General features: G+C 69.1%; 17 protein-coding genes. 4 read left to right on the top strand and 13 right to left on the bottom strand.

Annotation, left to right across the window (positions count from 1 at the left end):
• Positions 1-38 precede the first annotated feature (38 nt).
• Together ASF08_RS00790 and ASF08_RS25955 are read right to left on the bottom strand one after the other, a co-directional pair.
• A complete protein-coding gene (locus ASF08_RS00790) occupies positions 39-917 on the bottom strand; it encodes a metal ABC transporter ATP-binding protein (protein ID WP_200931805.1) in 879 nt (292 codons plus the stop codon).
• A gap of 2 nt (positions 918-919) precedes the next feature.
• Positions 920-1,051: a hypothetical protein gene (locus ASF08_RS25955; RefSeq protein WP_018045281.1), complete on the bottom strand. Its 132-nt coding sequence runs from the start codon at positions 1,049-1,051 to the stop codon at positions 920-922.
• A 133-nt stretch (positions 1,052-1,184) separates the two neighbouring features.
• Here ASF08_RS25955 and ASF08_RS00795 point away from each other — a divergent pair, with 133 nt between their 5' ends.
• A complete protein-coding gene (locus tag ASF08_RS00795; protein ID WP_147831916.1) occupies positions 1,185-1,679 on the top strand; it encodes a Fur family transcriptional regulator in 495 nt (164 codons plus the stop codon).
• Between the two features lie 19 nt (positions 1,680-1,698).
• On the opposite strand, the gene ASF08_RS00800 is transcribed toward ASF08_RS00795, so the two are convergent.
• Positions 1,699-3,204 (bottom strand): exopolysaccharide biosynthesis polyprenyl glycosylphosphotransferase, encoded by a 1,506-nt coding sequence (locus ASF08_RS00800; protein WP_056140072.1) that lies wholly within the window; start codon positions 3,202-3,204, stop codon positions 1,699-1,701.
• Positions 3,205-3,406: 202 nt separating this feature from the next.
• Here ASF08_RS00800 and ASF08_RS00805 point away from each other — a divergent pair, with 202 nt between their 5' ends.
• Entirely contained in the window at positions 3,407-5,347 is a 1,941-nt protein-coding gene (locus ASF08_RS00805) for a hypothetical protein (protein ID WP_244474413.1), read from the top strand.
• A 94-nt stretch (positions 5,348-5,441) separates the two neighbouring features.
• Here the strand turns inward: ASF08_RS00805 and ASF08_RS00810 are convergent, their stop codons facing one another.
• A complete protein-coding gene (locus ASF08_RS00810; RefSeq protein WP_056140078.1) occupies positions 5,442-5,801 on the bottom strand; it encodes an antibiotic biosynthesis monooxygenase family protein in 360 nt (119 codons plus the stop codon).
• Positions 5,802-6,267: 466 nt separating this feature from the next.
• Between ASF08_RS00810 and ASF08_RS00815 the strand changes: the two genes are divergently transcribed.
• Entirely contained in the window at positions 6,268-6,666 is a 399-nt protein-coding gene (locus tag ASF08_RS00815; protein WP_018045276.1) for a helix-turn-helix domain-containing protein, read from the top strand.
• A gap of 11 nt (positions 6,667-6,677) precedes the next feature.
• Here the strand turns inward: ASF08_RS00815 and ASF08_RS00820 are convergent, their stop codons facing one another.
• The 4 genes from ASF08_RS00820 to ASF08_RS00835 all read right to left on the bottom strand — a co-directional run bounded on the left by ASF08_RS00820 (position 6,678) and on the right by ASF08_RS00835 (position 10,595).
• Positions 6,678-8,006, bottom strand: a complete 1,329-nt coding sequence (locus ASF08_RS00820; protein ID WP_056140081.1) for a cobyrinate a,c-diamide synthase — start codon at positions 8,004-8,006, stop codon at positions 6,678-6,680.
• The gene (gene cobM, locus ASF08_RS00825) at positions 8,003-8,785 is read right to left on the bottom strand and encodes a precorrin-4 C(11)-methyltransferase (RefSeq protein ID WP_056140086.1); all 783 of its coding nucleotides are present in this window, start codon (positions 8,783-8,785) and stop codon (positions 8,003-8,005) included. Before cobM ends, ASF08_RS00820 begins: the two co-directional genes overlap by 4 nt.
• Positions 8,782-9,189 (bottom strand): cobalamin biosynthesis protein, encoded by a 408-nt coding sequence (locus ASF08_RS25585; protein ID WP_056140774.1) that lies wholly within the window; start codon positions 9,187-9,189, stop codon positions 8,782-8,784. The genes cobM and ASF08_RS25585 overlap by 4 nt, the downstream gene beginning before the upstream one ends.
• A 176-nt stretch (positions 9,190-9,365) precedes the next feature.
• Positions 9,366-10,595, bottom strand: coding sequence for a bifunctional cobalt-precorrin-7 (C(5))-methyltransferase/cobalt-precorrin-6B (C(15))-methyltransferase (locus ASF08_RS00835; protein WP_056140777.1), 1,230 nt, complete (start codon positions 10,593-10,595; stop codon positions 9,366-9,368).
• Positions 10,596-10,627: 32 nt separating this feature from the next.
• Here ASF08_RS00835 and ASF08_RS00840 point away from each other — a divergent pair, with 32 nt between their 5' ends.
• Positions 10,628-11,362, top strand: coding sequence for a cobalt-precorrin-6A reductase (locus ASF08_RS00840; RefSeq protein ID WP_200931806.1), 735 nt, complete (start codon positions 10,628-10,630; stop codon positions 11,360-11,362).
• A gap of 170 nt (positions 11,363-11,532) precedes the next feature.
• On the opposite strand, the gene cobJ is transcribed toward ASF08_RS00840, so the two are convergent.
• From cobJ to cobN, 5 genes are read right to left on the bottom strand one after another with little or no spacing between them, the layout of a single operon-like run.
• Positions 11,533-12,288 carry a precorrin-3B C(17)-methyltransferase gene (cobJ, locus tag ASF08_RS00845; protein WP_056140092.1) on the bottom strand — a complete coding sequence of 252 codons (756 nt, stop codon included), beginning with the start codon at positions 12,286-12,288 and terminating at the stop codon, positions 11,533-11,535.
• Positions 12,285-13,076, bottom strand: coding sequence for a precorrin-2 C(20)-methyltransferase (locus ASF08_RS00850; protein WP_056140095.1), 792 nt, complete (start codon positions 13,074-13,076; stop codon positions 12,285-12,287). The genes cobJ and ASF08_RS00850 overlap by 4 nt, the downstream gene beginning before the upstream one ends.
• The gene (locus ASF08_RS00855; RefSeq protein WP_056140098.1) at positions 13,076-13,708 is read right to left on the bottom strand and encodes a precorrin-8X methylmutase; all 633 of its coding nucleotides are present in this window, start codon (positions 13,706-13,708) and stop codon (positions 13,076-13,078) included. The genes ASF08_RS00850 and ASF08_RS00855 overlap by 1 nt, the downstream gene beginning before the upstream one ends.
• Positions 13,705-15,033: a precorrin-3B synthase gene (gene cobG, locus ASF08_RS00860; protein ID WP_056140101.1), complete on the bottom strand. Its 1,329-nt coding sequence runs from the start codon at positions 15,031-15,033 to the stop codon at positions 13,705-13,707. The genes ASF08_RS00855 and cobG overlap by 4 nt, the downstream gene beginning before the upstream one ends.
• On the bottom strand, positions 15,030-18,512 hold the full coding sequence (gene cobN, locus ASF08_RS00865) for a cobaltochelatase subunit CobN (protein ID WP_056140104.1): 3,483 nt from the start codon (positions 18,510-18,512) through the stop codon (positions 15,030-15,032). The genes cobG and cobN overlap by 4 nt, the downstream gene beginning before the upstream one ends.
• Between the last annotated feature and the right edge of the window lie 7 nt (positions 18,513-18,519).

Here is an 18,519-nt window from a genome sequence, read left to right on the forward strand (position 1 = left end):
GAAGCCGAACTCGATGAAGGGGCCGAACAGGAGATCGATCACGCGGCGTGTCCGTGGTCGTGACGATGATCGTGCGCGTGACCATGGGGATGGTCGTGATCGTGGTGATGCAGGTCCCCGCCATCGGCAGGGGGCGGTGCATGATGATGGCCCTCGCCCCGCCCGCAGATGGCGGCATCCTCGTCCCAGGCTTCGGACAAGGCCTGGGCGCGCGCGAGATTCTCCCGGGTCAGCACCGTCTCCGTGGCGCCCCAGGCCACCGGCTCACGGGCCAGCAGGAGCGTGGTCGGAAAATGCGCCTTGACCTGATGCAGGTCGTGAAGCGCGGCGACGATGGTGCGGCCCTCCGCATGCCATCCGCGGATCAGGCCGATCAGATCGGCGGTGGTGCGTCCGTCGATCCCGGTGAACGGTTCGTCGAGGAGGATGATGCGGGCGTCCTGGACGATCAGCCGCGCGAACAGGGCGCGCTGGAACTGCCCCCCGGACAGGGTGCCGATCAGCCGATCCTCGAAGCCGAGGAGGCCTACGGCGGAGAGGGCGCTGACCAGCGTCCGGCGGTCGGGGAGGGCGCTGCGCCAGAAGCCGAGGCGGCGCCAGCGTCCCATCGCCACGAGGTCGAGGACGCTCAGGGGAAAGCTGCGGTCGATCTCGCCGGCCTGGGGCAGGTAGGCGATGGAATCGGTTCCGCCGGGTCGGTCGATCCGGCCGTCAAGGCAGCGGATCTCACCGATGATCCCCTTGAGCAGAGTCGATTTGCCGGCGCCGTTGGGGCCGACCAGGGCCATCAGGGCTCCGGCGGGGATGGTACCGTCGAGATGGTGCACGGCGGGATGGCGATCGTAGCCGAGCGTCAATCCGCGCAAGGCGATGGCGCCGGGCTGAACGGGGGCGTCCCCCATGAGGGCGTGTGTCATCGTTATCCCATGGCCCAGAGGATCGCCCCCCAGACCAACCCGGACAGGATCGCGGCGATGATCAGCCGCGAGGCGGCGCCGGCCTGGAACAGGGAGCGACGGGGGGGCGGTTTGATCTGGGGAGGACGCGTCACAGCGGTTCGGGTACCAGGAAGGGGCGGAATTGTCCGAACGGGAGCGGCGAACTATCTCTGGTACTGATACACTGTAACATCGCATCAGTTCAACGTGCCGGACCACATCGACCGGCGATCAGGGGAGGATGGCGTGCACGACCATAGTGCCGTCCACGATCACGGCGCCTGCTGTGGCAATGCCACGGATGCGCTGGCGCGAGCGGAGCGTCTCTGCGCCGAGCGTGACCTGCAGTTCACGCGGCTGCGGCGGGACGTCCTCGAAGCGGTGGCGTCCGAGGCGAAGCCGCTCGGCGCCTACGACATCGCGGAGCGGCTGAGCGGTCAAGGTCGCCGGGTCGCCGCCGTCTCGGTCTATCGCGCCCTCGACTTTCTTACCGAGAACGGTCTCGTCCATCGCATCGCCAGCCGCAACGCCTTCGTCTCCTGCGGACACCAGCACGGCGACGGGGCCGGCCTCGTCTTCCTGATCTGCCGGACATGCGGCAGCATCGACGAGACGACCTCACCGGAGGTGGACGACCAGCTCGACAGGGCCTTGGCGAAAGCCGGGTTCAAGCCGTCGAGCCGGATCCTCGAAGTGGAGGGCGAATGCGGCGCCTGCCTCGGCCACGAACCGAACCCCTGAGCGACACGGTGCGCGAGGTTCAGCGCGCGTTGCGATAGGCCCGCCGTGAGGCGATGGTCTGGATCATGATCTGGATGTCGAGCCAGACCGACCAATTGTCGATGTAGTGCAGGTCGTGGTTCACACGCCGCTCCATGTCGAGATCGGTCAGGGTCTCGCCGCGTAGGCCGTTCACCTGTGCCCAGCCGGTGATGCCGGGCATCACGTTGTGGCGGCGGGCATAGAGTGCGATCCGCCGTTCGAAGCTGCGGTCGTGAGCAAGGGCATGGGGGCGCGGACCGACCAGGGACATCTCCCCCATCAGGACATTGATGAGCTGGGGCAACTCGTCGAGATTCGTCCGGCGCAGAATGGCGCCGATCCGGGTGATCCGTGAATCGTTGCGGGTCGCCTGTCGGAAGACGGCGTTCTGCTCGGTCTTCATGCTGCGGAACTTGAACACGCCGAAGGCCTGCTGGTTGAAGCCGTACCGGCGCTGGCGGAAGAAGACCGGCCCGGGGCTGTCGAGCTTGATCAGCAGGGCGATGGACGCCAGGAGCGGCGCGAGCAGCACCAGCGCGATGGCGGACAGGACGACATCGAGGCCGCGCTTCAGGGCGATCTCGCTGAAGGTGAGCGGCCGGCGGCCGATATTGATGCCCGACAGCCGTCCCACCCGCGCGAGCTTGAGATCGGGGAACCGGTCCATGACCGAGCCGGGACGGAGGTGAAGGGCGGCAGGGACGCGCAGGAACGCGTCGACGCAGCGCTCTATATCCGCCGCATCCGTCCAGGGGACCAGGATGAAGACGTCGTCTGGGCGCAGGAACCGCACCACCGAGACCGCGAGGTCGAGGTCTTCCGACATCTGTGCCTGTCGCACCGACGCATCCTCCCGCGAATCCACACGACGCAGGTAGCTGGTCCCGATGACCCGAAGATTCAGGGCCTGCGCATCGTTGTTGGCGTGAAAGCTGGCAATGTCCTCCTCGAAGCCGACGAGGTGAATACGACTGATCGATGGCGAGCCGGAGGTCATCGTCTGCCGGACGAGGCCCACGATGACGAGACGGGACAGGTACAGGGCCGGCAAGCCCGTGAGGAAGAAGCCGATCGCCACTGCGCGCGAGAAGTCGGTCGTGGTCTTGGTGGCGAAGCCGACGACGAGCACGATTCCCCAGGTGGCGAGCCAAAGACTCGCCATGCGGCGGCGGTGAAGGCCGCGGGTCAGCTGCGTTTCGATGCTGTACTCGTCCCGCGCGAGGTTGGTCAGAAGCACGAAGACGGCCACGAGGCCCGCCAGCTGGAAACTCCCGGTCATGCCCGTGGCGATCTGCTGGTCGAAGGCGAACTCGTAATAGATCGCCTCTACGAGGTAGGCCGTGACGAGAATCGCGACGAGGTCGGAGACGGCCAGAGCCGTGGACAGCCCGAAGCGGATCGCACCGCGCCACCGCCGCGGAAGGACGGCCGCCCACGCGTCGCGTCGCGTGTCGCGCGCGGCGGGCAGGGTCTGGTAGATTTCGGGAAGACGTTGCTGGAACATCTGGGACGCTGTGTGCCGGGGTGAGACTTGGTTTGTGCCATAATGGGACATTATCCCATCCGGCCATCGTCATGTCTGCCCGGGGCGCAAACCTCGGACCCGCCGGTGCCGCCCAAATCTCTCCTTCATGCTGTCCGAAAGCTTGGCTGGCCGTTATGGCGAAAGGCCTGGGGCCGTTCCGTGGTCTGCTGGGGGAGCTTTCATGCCGCGCGTGACGCTTTCAGGAACACATCACCGGTACAACGCCGTCGCGGCGGTGGAAGATGGCGGCACATGGCGGATGTTCCTGCCATTTCCGGACGGATCGATCCGTGACGCGGCGTTCGTCGGCCCGGACCGCCTCGTCTGCCTGTCCGCCGATGGGGAGATCTGCCTCATCGACTGGCGGCTCGACAGGGAGATCGCTCGGCAACCAGCCGGGACGGATCGCCCCCGCCACATCTTCGTGCCCGCCGATTCCGGATGGATCGTCCTGTACGACGGCAAGCGGCCCCTCGACGAGGAGCGCTACCTCCATTCCCTTCAGGTTCGGCGCGCGACGGACCTCGCTGTCGTCGCGGACGGAAACGGTCTGCAATGGACGGCCGGCCAAACCGTAGGCCTATTGGCCGGCGGCGGTGAATTTGTCCCCGACCCTGGCGAGCCGACCGCCCTCACGATCCAGGATGACGTGTTTCGGGATCCGGGCGGCCAGCTGGCGTTCGTCGGCTTCGAATGCGGTGCGCCGGGATCGCGGTATGGGCTGTACCGACTGGATCCCTCCACGGGAACGGTGCGCTGCGAACCGCTGCCGGATGCGGCGAAACCGTGGTGGTTCAGCCCGAGCGGTCGCTACGCCGTGACGCCCTCGTCCGCTTTGCCGGCGGTCCATGACGGCTCCGCCGCGTCACCGCCGCATCGGGATGCGGTCGCGGATGGAAGGCGCCGAGTGAGCCAGGCCCTCGAACTCTGGACGACCACGCCTCTCGGCCTGGCACGGACCATCGTGGCGCGCATGACGCCCGAGCCCCCCTTGGCGATCCGAAACGTGGTGTGGGAGCCGGCCGAGACGGCGTTCTGGGTCCAGTACGGCCATTTCTGGGACAAGCGAACGGAGTTTCAGCGCATCGGCCTGGACGGCTCGCTCTCGCCCGTTTTCCATTTCGAACGCTTTCACGGAACCAAGGTCCTGGCCGATATCGCCGACGTGACGCATGCCGAGCATGTGGAGATCCAGGCCTTGCCGGATGCCGTTCGCATCCAGCGCGCTTGGTGCGCGAGCGACCTTCCGGTCCGGTCGATCTCGCAGGACGAAGACGGTTTCCGGGCTTCGGTCTGGTCGGGCCCGAAAGAGGCGGCGGTCCGGCGCTTCCTGGCCCGGTCGAGCCGCCGCCATGTGGTGATCGTCGAGGCGTTGTCACAGGCGGCCGTCGCCGAGGGCCTGCGTCGTCTCACCCACGACATCCGCGAGCGACTGGCCGACCTGCTGCAGACCGATGTCCTGGAACTGTCCTTCGTGGTCGGCGGCCGGACGATGACGGAATCGGCCTTCTTCGCACGCGTGTCACGCGACCGTATCGCGGTCGCTCCGATGCTAAGGGAACTCCTGACGACCTATCTGGAAGTGCATCCGAGCGCCGTCGAAGCCAAGGGCTTGTATCGTCAGATCTGGGGACCGAAGGAGAGCCACGGCGCGCTCGCCGCTGCCATGCAGGCCCTGCTGCGCCTCGACCCGGACGCGCACGACGTGTTTCGCGGCTATCTCGCCAGGCGTGACGGCGAGCACGAGACCTACACTACCGACGTGATGATGAAGACATACATCGCCGAAACCGGCTGGCGCGACCGAGCCATGATCGGCTTCGGCATTTACTTCGCGCTGATTCGGCACCGGGACGGTCTCATCAACCTGAACGGCGGTTTCCTCGAAGAGTACGGCCTCCTCGACGCCGTCGAACCGATGATGAGTCCCGAGGATTTCGCTGAGGCGATGCTGGGTGAACTCGACCGGTTCGCGAAGATCCCGGATATCGACTGCCGCTTTGGGTGGAACGACCTGTATCTCGGGCTCAGAGACGGCCTCCCAGACACGGCGTTCGGTCGGCGGGTGGTCGCTGCGCTCGCGGTGCGGCGCGGCGACGTCATCATGGCCGTTCGAGACTGAGCGAGGCAGAGGACAGTCGGCCGCCGGCCTCGAAGCGTGGTGGCATCCCCATCGAACGGTGCGGGGCGAGGATGCCGCCGGATGGCAAGGTCGATCAGGCCATCGCTTCGGAATACAGCTCCGCCGACGAGACTTCCTGTGTCTTGCTCAAGGTTTGAATCGGCTCGAATCCCTCGAACTGCGGATGGCCGAGGTAGAGAGGTTTCGTCGTCGGTGTGCGGCTATGCGCCTTGCGGAATTGCTCCGACTGGGTCCAGGCCTCGAAAGCCGATTTGGAGGCCCAGACAGTGTGCGAGGCATACAGCACATGATCTTCGTAGGTCGGGCCCCGAAGCAACTGAAACTCGACGAATCCTTCCATCTCGTCGAGTTGGCTGTCCCGCCCGAGCCAGACTTGCTCGAATTCTGTCGTTGCATCCGGAACAACCTTGAATCGATTCATGGCAATGAACATGAAGCACCTTCGTACAAAAGGCCGGGAGCAGGGGCGGCCGGCGATCCGCGCCGCATTCTAAACCGCAATATCCCGATTGGAAAATGATGGGAAAAGCCGCACAATCCCGTATTAAAATAGCGCTATTTCTGTCACAAGGTTTCTGGATACAAGAATGTTTCCCTCACGTCGTTGTGGAGCCGGTGTCCGGCCTTCCTCGGTTTGCGACGGCAAGTTCGTGGTGACTCTTGCCATCCTTGCCCGGTTTGTGGTCAAGCTGGTTTCGCGTTCCTCGGACCCAGGGGATCGCTCCTGATTCCTTGGTGGTTTCTGGAAATTCCTTCTCCCTCCGGTGGAGGGCCGTGGAGACTACGGGTTCACTTTCTTTTAACTTCCGACCGTACCGAATGCGGCGTATTAAAGTTGCCGCATCGGTTGCGGAGACCAGCAAAACCGGCCGAGACCGTATTAAGCACTGAAACGAGTGATGATGCCCAAGCAAACTACCGATGTCGACCGCCTGGTTGGGTTGCGGATCACGGCCCTGCGCAAGGCTCGTGGCCTTAGTCAGACTGCCCTCGGGACCGCCGTCGGTGTGACCTTCCAGCAGGTCCAGAAATACGAGAAGGGGCAGAATCGCGTTGGTGCTGGCCGGCTCCGAGAGATTTCCCGTCTCTTGGAAGTGCCTGTCTCTGCGTTCTTCGAAGAGGACGACGCGGGAGGAACACAATCTGAGGTGTTCGGATTCTTGAGCGCACACGGCGCGATCGAACTGCTCCAGGCCTACGCCCTGATCGAGGACGACCAACTCCGGCGGGACGTTTTGGCGATCGTGCGAACTGCGGCAAAGATGGGAAAGCGCTCAGAGACCCCTGCGGCCGTTTGATCGATTTTCAGTCATCCGATGAGATGGAAGAAACTGCCTGACACACGGCCGCATCGGTGGCCTGCCATGCCTAACGGAACTCCTTCCGCGTCGGTCACCACCGCGAGGGCGACATCCTCGGCGGGAGGCGGCGTCAGTTCGCTGGCATAATGGAACTCGTGGCCGACGAGGCGCGATCCGCCCTGCCCGAGGGGGCCATCGCCGATGAGCGTCGCGACGCGGTAGCCGAGATGCAGGCGGCGCACCTTGTAGGAGGTCGCAACCGGGAGCAGGCCCGCCATCGCATGCGTGACGCCCACCGCGTCTTCCAGCCCGAGACCGAGAGCCATGTAGCCGCCGCACTCGCCATGGACGGGATTGTGTTCGGCAAAGCTCCGGAGGCCGTTCAGGAACCGGCCCGCCGCTGCGAGTTTCCCGGCATGAAGCTCGGGATATCCGCCAGGTAGCCAGCAGGCGTCGCAGCCCTCCGGGGGCGCCTCGTCGGCGAGCGGTGAGAAGGTGACCAGTTCGGCGCCCGCCGCGCGCCAGCCCGCTTCCATATGTGGATAGAGGAACGAGAAGGCCTCATCCGAAGCGATGGCGATGCGCTGCCCCGGGGGAGGGGGCAGGGCGGTATCCGACACGTCCGGCAGGCGTCCCGATGCGGCCGCGAGGATGGCGTCGAGGTCGAGACCGGCCTCCGCCAGATCGGCGAGGCGGTCGAGCCGCGCGGTGAGATCGCCCGTCTCGCGAGCCTGGACCAGACCGAGATGACGCTCGGGCAGGGAGAGGGTCGCGTCGCGCATGAGCACTCCGAGAACCGGGATGCCGACCCGCGCGAGACCGGCTTCGACCAGACGCCGATGGCGGGCGCTGGCGACCTTGTTCAGGATCACCCCGGCGATGCGGATACGAGGATCGTAGCGGGCGCAGCCGAGTGCCACGGCGGCGGCCGATTGGGCGGCACCCGAGACGTCCACGACGAGAAGCACGGGCCAGCCGTAGCGGGCGGCGATGTCGGCATTGGCGCCGGTCCGGCCCTCGCTGGCGACGATGCCGTCGAACAGGCCCATGGAGCCCTCGGCGATGACGATATCAGCGCCATGGCCCGCCATCGCCGCCACCGAATCGAGCATGGCATCCGGCATGGCGAAGCTGTCGAGATTGACGCTGGGATAGCCCGTGGCGGCCTGGTGGAAGGCCGGGTCGATATAGTCCGGCCCGCATTTGGCACCACGCACGGCAAGGCCGCGCCGGGCGAGCGCCCGCATCAGCGCCAGCGTCACGGTGGTCTTGCCGGAGCTCGACCGTGGAGCGGCGACGAGAAGGCCGGGCGGATGCGATCGGTCCATTATCGTCATGACTCGACTCCGGGGGCCGGCTGCCCCGTGGGGCGGAAGCGGCGGTCGTAATCGGTGGAGTAGAGCGCGCTCTCGCGGAACTCGCTGGCGGCGAGGGCCGGGCCGACGAGGATCAGCGCCGTCCGCTCGAGACCGGCGGCGCGCACATCCTCCGCGATGGTGGCGAGGGTGCCTGAGATGACGCGCTCGTCCGGCCAGGTGGCGCGGAACACCACGGCGGCGGCGCAATCCGCTCCATAGAAAGGCACAAGCTCGGTCACCACGGTCTCGATCACGTGGATGGAGAGGTGCAGGGCCAGGGTCGCGCCGGTGGCGGCGAAGGCTTGGAGCGTCTCGCGTTCCGGCATGGCACTGGCCCGGCCCGAGGTCCGGGTGAGGACCACGGATTGGGCTAGACCCGGCACGGTGAGTTCGCGCCGAAGCAGGGCGGCGGCGGCGGCGAAGGAGGGCACGCCCGGGGTCACCGTGTAGGGAATGCCGAGCCGGTCGAGGCGGCGGGTCTGTTCGGCCAGCGCGCTCCAGATCGAGAGGTCGCCCGAATGCAGCCGCGCCACGTCCTGCCCGGCCTCGTGCGCGGCGACGATCTCGGCCACGATGGCGTCGAGGTCGAGGGGAGCGGTGTCGACGATGCGGGCGTCGGACGGGCACCAGGACAGGATCTCCGGCGCCACCAGCGAGCCGGCGTAGAGGCAGACGGGGCAGCGCGCGATGAGATCGCGCCCGCGGATCGTGATGAGGTCGGCCGCACCGGGGCCGGCGCCGATAAAATGTACGGTCATCCCGCTTGAGTGGCGAAATACGCGGGAAGCGCAAGGGCGCATGTCACCGCTGGTGACGCGATGCGCGGCAGAATGAGGGTTCCGCCATCGCCGGCCATGGCCAGCGCGGCGGCTTCCGCCACCGATCCGACCCCCCGGCTCGCTTCGATCCGGCCCGAGCGGGTCGTTACGCGCGCGTCGACGGCGATCATCTCGGCGGGGGGAATTCCGACGGGCACGAGGCCGAACGCAGCGGCGGCCTCGACGATCGACGGCTCATTCGCGCGGTCCTCGGCGGTGGCGATCGCGCCGAGCCGGTTCGGCCTATGATCGCTTTCGGCAAGCGCACGGTGGATCAAAGCGACGATCTCGTCGGCCATGGCCCCATGCCGGAAGCCGATGCCGGCGACGATGAGACGGGTTATCCACGTATCTCGAGGGGCCAGATCATCGTCAGACAAGTCGCAGGCCCCTCCTCCCCCTTGTGGGGAGGAGCCGGAGGTGGGGGTGGTGTCGGATAAGGTGCGCCCTGTTCGGAGCCACCCCTGACCCCTCCCCACAAGGGGGAGGGGAAGCGCGTCGGGCATCGCCCAGCCGCCCGTCACCGCTTCGTCCAGACCCATTGCGTCACCGGCATTGCGGCGCGCCAGCCGTGGAGATGGCCGACCGGATCGGCATGGGCCACCGACAGCCGCTTCAGCTGCCCGCCGAGACGGGCGAAGGCGCCAAGCAGAACCGCCTCGCCCTCCAGGGTGACGACGTTGGCGACCAGCCGGCCCCCCGGCTTGAGGGCGTCGAGGGCGCGGTCGAGCACGCCAGGCCGCGCAACTCCGCCGCCGATGAAGATGGCGTCCGGACGCTCGAGGCCTTCCAGGGCGGCGGGCGCCTCGCCCTCCACGACGCGCAGATCCGGTACACCGAGGCGGGCGGCGTTGCGGGCGATCCGCGCCGCACGGGCGGGGTTCGCCTCGATGGCCAGCGAGCGCAGGCTGGGATGGCGCAGCATCCATTCGATGGAGATCGAGCCGGCTCCGGCGCCGATGTCCCAGAGGCGCTGGCCGGCGCGGGGGCGCAGGGCGGCGAGGGTCACGGCGCGAATATCGGCCTTGGTGAGCTGGCCGTCATTCTCGAACCAGGTATCGTCGAGGCCAGGGCTCAGGCTGACGACGCGAGCATCGGCATCGGCGACGACCTCCACCGCCAGGGTGTTGAGCGGATCGATCCCGGTGAGGGAGAACGCATCGGCCCTTGTTTCGAGCCGGCGCTCGCGCGGGCCACCCATGGCCTCGAGGACGACGAGGCGAGAGGCACCGAAACCGCGTTCCGTGAGCAGGGCGGCGACGGCCTCCGGCGTGGTCTCGTCCCAGGTCAGGGTGAGGAGCCGGGCGCCGGGCTGGAGGTGGGGTACGATCCGCTCCAGCGCCCGCCCGTGCAGGGTGAGGCAGGTGGTCTCGGCGAGCGGCCAGCCGAGCCGTGCCGCCGCTAGGCTGAATGCCGAGAGGTGGGGGAACACGCACATCTCGGCCGCCGGCAGCAGCCGCGCGATCTCGGCGCCGATGCCGTAATGGAACGGGTCGCCGGTGGCGAGGATGCAGGTCGGGCGTCCGCGCCGGGCGAGGAGGCCGGGATAAGCGTCGGAGATCGGGCGCGGCCAGACCCGCGTCTCGACCTTCAACGGTCCCCCGAGGACGAAATGGCGGGCTCCGCCATAGACCACCTCCGCCCCGTCGAGGGCGGCTGTGGCGGCGGGGCTCAGGCCCGCGCGCCCGTCCTCTCCGATCCCAACGATGGTGAGCCAGGGGGCGGTGCTCGACACGGGGGCGGCGCTCATGGACAAGGTTGCCGGATAGGGAGAGGGCGACGATGCGAGTTCTGATCCTCGGCGGCACCACCGAGGCGAGCGCTCTTGTGAAGGGGCTCGATCCGCGGATCGACGCCACCTTGTCGCTGGCCGGCCGCACCAGCGCACCGAAGCGCGAGCCGGTACGCACCCGCATCGGTGGCTTCGGCGGAGCTGAGGGCCTCGCCGCCTGGATCGCCGAGAATCGGATCGACGCGGTGATCGACGCCACGCACCCGTTCGCGGCGCGGATCGGCCGCAACGCGGCGCTTGCCTGCGAGCGGACCGGTGTGGCGCTCCTCGCCATCCGCCGCCCGGCCTGGGAGCGGAGGCAGGGAGATCGCTGGACCGAGGTCGAGACCATGTCGGAGGCCGTCCTCGCCCTCGGCGAGACGCCCCGGCGGGTGTTCCTGACGATTGGCCGCCTCGAAGTCGGCGCCTTCGCGACTGCCCCGCAGCACGATTACATCGTCCGCGCCATCGAGCCGATCGGCGACGCCCTGCCGGTGCCACGCCTCACCGAGATCGCCGCACGCGGTCCCTTCGGTGAGGCCGCCGAGATGACGTTCCTCGCCGAGCGGCGGATCGACATTCTGGTCACCAAGAATTCCGGCGGCCCCGCCACCTACGGCAAGATCGCCGCAACCCGCGCGCTCGGTCTGCCGGTGGTGATCGTGCGCCCGCCGCAGAAGCCCGCCGTGGAAAGCGTGCCTGATGCCGAGGGCGCGTTGGCGTGGCTGCGCGCACGTGAGGGCTAAACCGGGATGCGCGCGCATTCCCCTCCCCCCTTTGCGGGGGAGGGTGGCCCGCGAAGCGGGTCGGGAGAGGGGAGCGCCATCTCCGGAGAGGTCGCCCCCTCTCCCGCCTGCTCCGCAGGCACCCTCCCCCGCAGGGGGGGGAGGGTTCGAAACGATCCGACCGTCCACCCTCACGCCGGCACGCTGCGCGGGGTGTAGACGAAGGGTGTCGCGTCACCGCGCGGGATCAGCCGGGTGGCGGATGCACCGATGATGACCATCGTGGCCATGTCCGCCTTGGTCTCACGCGCCTGCGCCAGGGTGAGGATCCGGATCGCCTCGTCCGGGCGGGAGACCGCGCGGGCGAAGACCACCGGCGTTTCCGGTGGGCGGTGCTCGGCCGCCAGACTGAGCGCGGCCCCGAGCTGCCAGGGCCGGGACGACGAAATCGGGTTGTAGAGCGAGATCACGAAATCGGCCCGCAGCACCGCCTCGAGCCGGGCGGTGATGACCTCCCAGGGCTTGAGGTTGTCGGACAGCGACATCGCGCAGAAATCGCCTCCCAGCGGCGCGCCGAGGCGGGCGGCGGCGGCCAGCATCGCCGTGATGCCGGGCTCGACCGTGATGGAGAGGTGACGCCATTCCGGATCGCCGGTCTCCACGGCCTCGAAGATCGCCGCCGCCATGGCGAAGACCCCCGGATCGCCGCCGGACACCACCGCGACCCGGCGGCCGGAAGCGGCGAGCCGGAGCGCATGGCCGGCGCGGTCGATCTCGACGCGGTTGTCGGTGGCGTGTTTCGTCAGCCCCGGACGATCGGGCACGCGGGCGACGTAGGGAAGGTAGCCGATGAGGTCCTGCGCCTGGGCCAGGGCCTCGCTCGCCGCCTGGGTGAGGAGACGCGGATCGCCCGGCCCGAGGCCGACGACCGTGACGGAGCCGGTCACGGGCGGCGCCCCTCGCCGGGGACCAGGACCATCGAGAAGTAGGGGGCGTCGTCGTCCGGCTTCTCGGCCAGCGCGATCACCTTCTCGCCGGCCATGGTGCCGCGTTCCACATAGACCGCGCGGTCGAGGAGGCCGGTCTCGGCCAGGGCGCGGCGCACCTTCGGCAGGTGGCGGCCGAGCTTCATGATGACGGCGGCGTCGGTGATGCGGAGGCGCTCCACCAGGGCGTCATGGCCCAGCGTCGCCGGCAGGATCGTCAGCACGTCGTCGCCCCAGGTGATCGGGGTTCCGGCCCTGGTCCAGCAGCCCGACATGCCGGTGACGCCGGGCACCACCTCTACCGGGAAACGGTCCTTCAGGCGGCGCCACAGATGCATGAACGAGCCGTAGAAGAACGGATCGCCCTCCGACAGGATCGCCACGTCCCGCCCGGCCCCGAGATGGTCGGCGATCCGCGTCGCCGCATCGTCGTAGAAGGACGCGAGGGCGGAGACGTACTCGCCATGCTCGGGGGGAAGCTCGGTGGTGTAGGGATAGACCAGGGGCATCTCGCGGGCCGGGTCGCGCATCACCGCGTCGGCGATGGTGCGGGAATTGCCGCGCCGGCCCTTCTTGCAGAAATGCACCAGCACCGGCGCCTCGGCGAGAAGCTTCATGGCGCGGACGGTGAGATAATCCGGGTCGCCCGGTCCCATCCCGACGCCGTAGAGCGTACCGGTGGTGACCTGTCGCGGGATCTCGGTGATGTCCGCCGGCTCTGCGGGGGGAAGCCGCTCGCTCGAATCCATCACTCGATCTCGTTGGCGAGGGCGTTGATCGCGGAGGCGGTCATGGCGCTGCCGCCGCGCCTTCCATGAACGACGATGAAGGGCACCCGCCCGTCGCGGGCGAGGGCTTCCTTGGACTCGGCGGCCCCCACGAAGCCGACGGGGATTCCGATGACCGCCGCCGGTGGGGCGACGCCTTCATCAAGCAGTTCGAGCAGCCGGAACAGGGCGGTCGGGGCGTTTCCGACGGCGACGATGCTGCCGGGAAGATGCTCGCGCCAGAGTTCCATGGCGGCGGCCGTGCGGGTCGTGTTCATCTCGGCGGCGAGGCCGGGCACGCGCGGGTCGGTGAGGGTGCAGATCACCCGGTTGTCGGCGGGAAGACGCGAGCGGGTGACACCGTCGGCGACCATGCGCACATCGCACAGGATCGGTGCCCCGGCCTTGAGCGCGGCCTCGCCGTTGGCGGCGAAATCCTCGGAGGCTTCCACGTCCTTGGGCAGGTCGGTCATGCCGCAGGCATGGATCATCCGCACGACGACGCGTTCGGCGGTGCCGGAGAAGCGGGCGAGGTCGGCCTCGGCGCGGATCATGGCGAAGGAGCGGGCGTAGATCGCCTGTCCGTCGCGCAGATAGTCGAGGCGCGAACTCATGGGGATGTCCTGAAAGCGTGGGCGAGGGGTTCGGGATAGGCCGGATCGGCCCTCCTTACGCGCTCCAGCGCCGCGTCGAAAGTGAGGAGGGCCTCCGGCAACGCATCGGGCCGGCCGTCGAGGACGATGCCGTAGAGGCCGTCTTCTCCGACCAGGGTGAGCGAGGCGGCGGCGGGATGGGCGCAGCCCTTGGCGCAGCCCGACACATGGGCCGACAGCCCTCGCGCCGAAAAGGCCTCGAAGGCGTCGGCCAGTCGCGCCGCATCGACAAGCGTCGTCGTCGAGCCGGAAGCGCAGGCCGGCGCTCCCGGACAGGCGGCAACCGCCCGCCTCGGATCGTCCGGCTCCGTCAAGAAGCCTGCCGCCGCGAGGATGGGTCGCACCGCCTCCGCCGCCGCCGCGTTGGGGGCAACAAGCAGAAACCCCCTCGTCGGCGAGAGCCGCAGAGGCTCCCCACCGAGGGATTCTGCCGTATCGGCGAGGGTTTCTAGAGCGTCCGCCGTGCAGCGGCCGAAGGGTGCGTCGACCAGGATGGCGATGGGCGTAGCTTCGCTTGGGGGGGATTCGTGCTGCCCGCGAGCGGTCGGAAGATGTGAGTTCAGGGGAAAGTGGCCAGCACGCGGCAGCGATGCGCCGGGAGGAGGCGTTGCAGGGCGAAGGCCGAGACCGAGCGCCAGGCCGCCTCTGTCTGTGGAGGATAGATCCCGCATCCGGCGTTGCCCGCTCTCCGCGAGACGGCGCAAGGCGGCGTCGAGGACAGAATGCACGCCGTCGGCCGGGACATCCCACCAGCCAGCGTCGCCTGCGAGTTGCAACGCCAAGCCCTCCGCCGTGGCGACGAGATGGCAATCGGGCTGAGCGGCGCCGAGGCAGGTGCCGCGCTCTGCCGCCTCGACGGCGACCAGTGCCTTGGGGGGCAGGCCCGTGATCGCCAGCCCGATCGCCTCGATCGCCCCGGCCAGGGCCGGGATGTCGATGGGCGTTGCTTCGAGGCCGGCGAGCGGCGCGGTCAAGGTGAGCCGCTGCGGCCCGCCATCGCTACGTACGTCGTCGAGCGCGGCCGCGCCGAGGGCCTCCGCGAGGTCGCAGCGGGTCTCCTCGGTGACGCCCCGGACTTGTAGGTTCGCCCGCGCCGTCACGTCGATGTGGCCGTTGCCGAAGCGGCGCGCACCTTCCGCCACCGCGCGCGCCTGCGCCGGCGTGAGGATGCCCAGCGGTGGGTGAACACGGGCAAGCAGCCCGTCCCCCGTCGGCATCGGCCGGGCGAGGCTCGGGCACCAGCCTCGGCGTGCGGGCTCCGGCGAGACGCGGCGCGGCGCGCTCATTCGGCCGCCTCCGGCATCAGCTCGTCGGCGGCCATGGCGTTGCGGCGGGTGGTCCAGAGGCCGCGCCGACGCGCTTCGTCGAACCGTTCGAGGATAGCGCGGGCGGCATCGGGATTGGCAGCGCGCAGGGCATCGAACGTATCGAGATCGGCGATCATCGCGCCGTAGAGCCGGTCGAGATCGGCGTCGGAGATGGCGTCCGTGGCGGCGGCGAGGACGAAGACCGCATCGACCCCCTGTGCCAGTTCCTGGGCACCGCGATAGCCGTGGCGCAGCTGCGCCGCGATCCAGCGCGGGTTCGCGAGCTTGGCGCGGATGAGGCGCGCCGCATCCTCGCGGGCGGTGCGCGCCTTGGGCTTTTCCGGGTCGGCCACGTCGAGGCTGTAGAGCGTGGGAGCGCGCCCGCCGAGCGCGGCGGCGGCGGAGAACCCGCCCATGGCATCGGCCGCGGCGTCGCCGTCGAAGAGGTCGCGTTCGGCCACGTCGAAGGCGTGGACATAGGCGTCGGCCTGCGCGACGCGGGCAGCGAAGCCAGCATCGGCCATGTCCTCGGTCCCGCCATAGGCGTGCGAGGTGGCGTCGAGATAGGCTCGGCCGAGATCGTCGCGGCTCTGCCATTGTCCGTCGAGGGCGAGTTCGCCGGCACCGGCGCCGTAGCGGCCTGGTGCTGCGCCGTAGACACGGGCGGGGGCCTCGCCCCGGCGGCGCGCGGCGGCGAGCGGGTTCTCGTCGTCTTCCTCGTCGCGCTCGGCGACGGCAGATGCCGCGCGGGCGAGGAGAGAGAGGGTCTCGGGAAAGGTGTCGCGGAACGCGCCCGAGACACGCAGGGTCACGTCGATGCGCGGCCGATCGAGAAGGGCGAGCGGCATCACCTCGAAACCGGTGACGCGGGTCGAGGCGTGGTCCCAGGTCGGGCGCACGCCCATGAGTGCCAGGGCATGCGCCACGTCCTCGCCGCCGGTGCGGAGGGTCGGCGAGGCCCAGAGATCCATGACGATGCGGGCCGGGTAATCGCCCTCGTCCTGCAGGTAGCGCCGGACCACCGCATCGGCGGCTTTCGAGCCGAGCAGGGTGGCGGCCCGCGTCGGCAGGCTGCGCGGATCGAGGGTCGTGAGGTTGCGCCCCGTGGGCATCACGTCCGTCCGCCCGCGTGAGGGCGAACCGGCGGGGCCGGGCGGAACGAAGCGTCCATCGAGGGCGGCGAGCAGCCCCTCGCGCTCGGCCGCCGCGCAGGCCTTTACTTGGTCCGCCGCGTCGTCGGGTGCCGATCCGAACACATGGAGCCCGTCGCGGGTGGTGACCTCGCCGAGATCGCACAGATGCGCGTCGAGGGCGGTGAGCGCGTCGGCCATGGGGGTGTCGGCGTCGATCCCGGCGCCTGACAGAAGGCCGGCATCGGCCGCATCGTCGAGGATCGCGCGGGCGATGATGTCGGCCCGGCGCGGGTCGAGGACGCTGGCCGAGGAATATTCCTCCACGAGTTCGCGCAGCCGCGCGGCCTCCGGGGTCAGGCCGGCGCATTCGGTCTGGGGCGTGAGGTGGCCCAGGGCGATGCCGCCGAGCCGGCGTTTCACCGGGGCCGCCTCGCCGGGATCGTCGACGATGAAGGGGTAGATCACGGGCAGGTGCCCGATCGCCCGCGCCGGCCAGCAGGCCGGCGACAGGGCCACCGCCTTGCCGGGCAACCATTCGGTGGTGCCGTGGGTGCCGAGATGGATCAGGGCGTCGAACCCCTCCCGCAATCCGAGATGGAAGGCGAGATAAGCGTGGGTCGGCGGCTCGTCGGGGTCGTGATAGCCCGCCTTGCGGTCGGCCGCCCGGCCACGATCGGGCTGAAGAAAGACGGCGAGACGTCCTCTCATCCAATCAATGACCTCATCCTGAGGTGCCGCATCAGCGGCCTCGAAGGAGGCTTCCAGATCTCTCTGAGGCAGCTGGAAGCCTCCTTCGAGGCCGGCGCTGCGCTCCGGCACCTCAGGATGAGGTCGTGGGGGGGGAGCAATAGTGGCCACGACCATCGGGAAGCGGAACGCCCCATCGACACAGACCGGGTCGGCCTCCGGCTCGCCCCACCGTCGATCGAGCGTGTCCCGCTCGTCCGGTGACAGTGTGAAGAGCCAGTCGCGATAGGCCGCGAGCGGCACCGCGAAGGTCGGAGCCTCCTTCGTCAGCGCGTGCATCAGAGCGTCCGGCTCCGGCAGGTGGCCCACCGCATAGCCGGCCCGCCGCAGCGTCTCCGTAATGATTCCCGCGCTCGCCGGCGTGTCCAGCCCCACGGCGAAGCCCGCCCGGCCGCCACGGGCAGGGTAGTCGGACAGGACCAGGGCGAGGCGACGCGTTGCGCGCGGCCGGTGTTTCAGCGCCACCCAGGCCGAGGCGCGGTCGGCCAGGGCCGCGATACCGGCCGGGAAGGGAACAGCGCGGCGCTCGCTGAACCCGTCGAGTTCCGGCCCGTCCTCCTTGAACGAGATCGGGAAACCGGAGAGCCGGCCGTCGAATTCGGGAAGCGCCACCTGCATGGCGAGGTCGGCGGCGTTCATGCCCCGCGCCGAGGCCTCCCAGGCCTCCCGTGAGGCCCCGATCGTGTAGGCTTGAAGGATGGGCGCTTCGGCGCCATCAAGGACGAAGCCGCCATCCTCCCGCGCCGAGAAGGCCGTTGCCGCGATGACAATGTCCGGGCTTCGCGCGGCCAGAGCTTCCCGCACGGCATCGAGGGCGAGCGCGTCCTTGAGGCTTGCGACCGCGAGGGTGGCGGCACCGATGCCGCGCTCACCGAGGGCTGCGATGAGGTCGGCCACGGGCCGGGTGTCGCCGCCGAGCACCGCCGACCGATAGACCAGGATGAGGGCGAGGGGGCGATCCCGACCTGCGGCGGCCAGGGCGGTCTCGTGTGCGACCGGTCCGCAGCCCGGGCACCAGGCGAAGCCGCGTGGCAGGGCGACAGGCGGCAGCGCGTCGACCGCGTTCCCGATCTCCAGGGAGAGGCGCCGGATCATCCGGCGCAGGTTGTCGGACCCGCCCGCGCGGCAATAGCCCTCGAGTGTCTCCACCAGTTCGGGAGCCACCGTCGAGAAGGCGGTGAGGCGGGGATCGGGCTTGTCGCAGCCCGGAATGACGGCGAGCTTCACGCCGTTCGCGCGAGCCGCGGCGGCGGCGCGCTCGACTCCGTAGCGCCAGTAATCGAGGCCACCGAGGCAGCGGATGACCACGACTTTCGACCGCGCGATGACGTTGTCCACGTAGAGATCGACGGACATCGGATGGCGCAGCCGCGCCAGCTTGGCGAGCCGAAGTGTCGGGACATCGACCGCCGACGAGTCCCGTGCCGCCGCCTCCCGCTCGGCCGCATGCGCGCCGGCCATGCCGGAGAGGTCGGAATCGGTGAAGGACAGGAACACGATGTCGCCGGGCGCCTGGCCCAGATCGATGGCGGCTTCGCCTTCGTCGAGGGAGACCGTGTCGATTCGGATCAGATGCATGGGCGGC

Source organism: Methylobacterium sp. Leaf85 (genome assembly GCF_001422125.1).
GTDB lineage: Bacteria > Pseudomonadota > Alphaproteobacteria > Rhizobiales > Beijerinckiaceae > Methylobacterium > Methylobacterium bullatum.

Bases quoted from the DNA above. Each gene is read 5' to 3' on its own strand.
- cobG (WP_056140101.1), bottom strand. From the start codon at position 15,033: ATGAGCGCGCCGCGCCGCGTCTCGCCGGAGCCCGCACGCCGAGGCTGG.
- ASF08_RS00805 (WP_244474413.1), top strand. From the start codon at position 3,407: ATGCCGCGCGTGACGCTTTCAGGAACACATCACCGGTACAACGCCGTC.
- ASF08_RS00855 (WP_056140098.1), bottom strand. From the start codon at position 13,708: ATGAGTTCGCGCCTCGACTATCTGCGCGACGGACAGGCGATCTACGCC.
- ASF08_RS00835 (WP_056140777.1), bottom strand. From the start codon at position 10,595: ATGAGCGCCGCCCCCGTGTCGAGCACCGCCCCCTGGCTCACCATCGTT.
- ASF08_RS00815 (WP_018045276.1), top strand. From the start codon at position 6,268: ATGATGCCCAAGCAAACTACCGATGTCGACCGCCTGGTTGGGTTGCGG.
- ASF08_RS00790 (WP_200931805.1), bottom strand. From the start codon at position 917: ATGACACACGCCCTCATGGGGGACGCCCCCGTTCAGCCCGGCGCCATC.
- ASF08_RS00820 (WP_056140081.1), bottom strand. From the start codon at position 8,006: ATGACGATAATGGACCGATCGCATCCGCCCGGCCTTCTCGTCGCCGCT.
- ASF08_RS00840 (WP_200931806.1), top strand. From the start codon at position 10,628: ATGCGAGTTCTGATCCTCGGCGGCACCACCGAGGCGAGCGCTCTTGTG.
- ASF08_RS00850 (WP_056140095.1), bottom strand. From the start codon at position 13,076: ATGGATTCGAGCGAGCGGCTTCCCCCCGCAGAGCCGGCGGACATCACC.
- ASF08_RS00800 (WP_056140072.1), bottom strand. From the start codon at position 3,204: ATGTTCCAGCAACGTCTTCCCGAAATCTACCAGACCCTGCCCGCCGCG.
- cobM (WP_056140086.1), bottom strand. From the start codon at position 8,785: ATGACCGTACATTTTATCGGCGCCGGCCCCGGTGCGGCCGACCTCATC.
- cobN (WP_056140104.1), bottom strand. From the start codon at position 18,512: ATGCATCTGATCCGAATCGACACGGTCTCCCTCGACGAAGGCGAAGCC.
- ASF08_RS00810 (WP_056140078.1), bottom strand. From the start codon at position 5,801: ATGTTCATTGCCATGAATCGATTCAAGGTTGTTCCGGATGCAACGACA.